Source organism: Paenibacillus maysiensis, from assembly GCF_000520815.1.
In the GTDB taxonomy this organism is placed as follows: domain Bacteria; phylum Bacillota; class Bacilli; order Paenibacillales; family Paenibacillaceae; genus Paenibacillus; species Paenibacillus maysiensis.
This window is the reverse complement of sequence record NZ_ASRY01000058.1, coordinates 1-2,218: the sequence shown is the minus strand read 5'-3', so window position 1 is coordinate 2,218 and position 2,218 is coordinate 1. Positions and strand designations below refer to the sequence as shown.

At 51.8% G+C, this 2,218-nt stretch carries 3 protein-coding genes; all 3 read left to right on the top strand.

Going from position 1 to position 2,218, the window contains the following annotated elements; translation table 11 throughout:
• The coding region (locus L696_RS0103975) for an FtsW/RodA/SpoVE family cell cycle protein (protein WP_025682491.1) at nucleotides 1–324 on the top strand (324 nt) is incomplete at its 5' end.
• A gap of 6 nt (nucleotides 325–330) precedes the next feature.
• Nucleotides 331–1,440, top strand: coding sequence for an undecaprenyldiphospho-muramoylpentapeptide beta-N-acetylglucosaminyltransferase (murG, locus tag L696_RS0103970; RefSeq protein ID WP_025682490.1), 1,110 nt, complete (start codon nucleotides 331–333; stop codon nucleotides 1,438–1,440).
• Nucleotides 1,441–1,585: 145 nt separating this feature from the next.
• Nucleotides 1,586–2,218 (top strand): UDP-N-acetylmuramate dehydrogenase (murB, locus tag L696_RS0103965; RefSeq protein WP_025682489.1); only part of this gene is annotated, 633 nt, incomplete at its 3' end.

The following is a 2,218-nucleotide window of genomic DNA, read 5'->3' as shown; positions in this document are numbered from 1 at the left end:
GAGCCGCAGACGGACTTTATTTTTTCGATTTTGGCGGAGGAGCTTGGCTTTATCGGTGGAATGACGGTGCTGGCGCTCTTTCTGGTTCTCGTGTGGAGAGGAATGCGCGTCGCTATTACCATTCCGGATACTTACGGCAGTTTGCTCGCTGTGGGCATTGTAGGAATGGTTGCCGTACAGGTGGTCATTAACATAGGTGTCGTAATCGGCTTAATGCCGGTGACAGGAATAACACTGCCCTTAATCAGCTACGGAGGCTCTTCTCTGACGTTGATGCTAACAGCGCTGGGCATTCTACTAAATTTATCACGTTATGCGAGGTGAACGTTTATGCGCGTCGTGTTGAGCGGCGGCGGTACCGGAGGACACATTTATCCGGCGCTCGCCGTAGCCAGACAGTGCGAAGAGATTGATCCGGACGCTGAATTTTTATACATTGGCGGTCAGCGGGGACTGGAAAGCAAGCTGGTTCCCCAGGAAAAAATTCCGTTCGAGGCTATTGATATTACAGGATTCCGTCGGAGCCTGTCTGTGGAAAATATAAAAACGATTATGCGCTTTTTCAAAGGGGTCCGCAGATCCAAAGCATTATTGAAAAAATTCAAGCCGGATATCGTGATCGGCACGGGGGGTTATGTATGCGGCCCTGTCGTCTATGCAGCTTCCAAGTTGGGGATACCCAGCATTATTCATGAGCAAAACGCAATTCCGGGCCTGACCAATGCGTTTCTGAGCCGTTACGTGGATACGGTGGCCGTCAGCTTTGAGGGCTCGGAAGGAGCTTTCCCCAAAGCCAAAAATGTACTGTACACCGGGAATCCGCGCGCTACAACGGTTCGTCAGGCTAACCGAGACCGGGGCTTTGCTACCATCGGAGTTCCAATGAACAGCTCAGTCGTGCTCGTGGTCGGTGGCAGCAGGGGAGCAAAGGCCATCAATGACGCCATGATTGCAATGGCTCCGCAACTTTCGCAACTGAAAGACGTCCATTTTGTATATGTGACTGGTGAATCTTACTATGAGCAAACGTTGGACAGCATACGGAATCAGATCGGCTCACTACCCAATCATCTGCATGTGCTTCCCTATATTCACAATATGCCGGAGGTGCTAGCTTGTACCTCTTTAATCGTTAATCGCGCTGGCGCGTCCTTTTTGGCTGAAATCACATCGTTGGGTATTCCATCGATTTTGATTCCATCTCCCAATGTGACGAACAACCATCAGGAGGCCAATGCCCATACACTTGAAAAGGCAGGGGCTTCGTTCATGATTGTGGAGAAGGACCTGAACGGTTCGTCCTTATTTCAATCCATTGCGGGGATTATGGAGGATGAGGCATTGCGCAGCCGAATGGCTGAATCAGCGTCTGCGCTGGGCAAGCCTGATTCAGCTGATATTTTAGTAAAAGAAATGGAGCGTCTTGCCCGTAAAAGTTAGACCGCAGCGCAGACTGGGCGGTTGTCACACACCGGATGGTATTGACATAAGATACCCTATACATTGTGACCATCACTCAGGCTGCCGGTTGTCAGGTGAGAGCCTTATAACCATGCGGGGCAAGCAACAAGGAGGTTTCAGTACAATGCAGCAATGGATGCCATTATTAGCGGAGCATGATATCGGAAAAGTGCTGGAGCACGAGCCGCTTTCCAAATATACGACGTGGAAGATTGGAGGTCCGGCGGATGCTCTTGTCATCCCGGATACCAAGGAGCAGCTAGCAACCTTACTGCGGCTGGCTGGCGAGCACGGAATCCCGTGGATGCAGTTGGGACGGGGCTCGAACATGCTCGTTACCGATAAAGGAATCCGGGGCCTCGTGATCAAGCTGGGACCGGGATTTGATTATGTCCGTTTTGAAGATGAACGGATCGTCGCCGGTGGAGGCGTGTCACTAGTCAAACTGTGTGTCATGGCCAGCAAGCAGGGGCTATCCGGCCTCGAATTTGCGGGAGGTATCCCCGGATCGGTTGGCGGGGCTGTCTACATGAACGCCGGTGCCCATGGGTCTGATGTGTCACAAATATTCCAGTCCGCTGAGATTGTGCTGGATACAGGGGAATTGGCTGTGTATGATGCCGAACAAATGCATTTCAGCTATCGTCACTCTGTGTTGCACGAGCAGCGTGGAATGGTGACAGAGACGGTGTTTCGGATGAAGCAGGGCGACCGCGAGGAAATTTCGGCGGCTCTTGCGGCCTTCAAAGATCGTCGC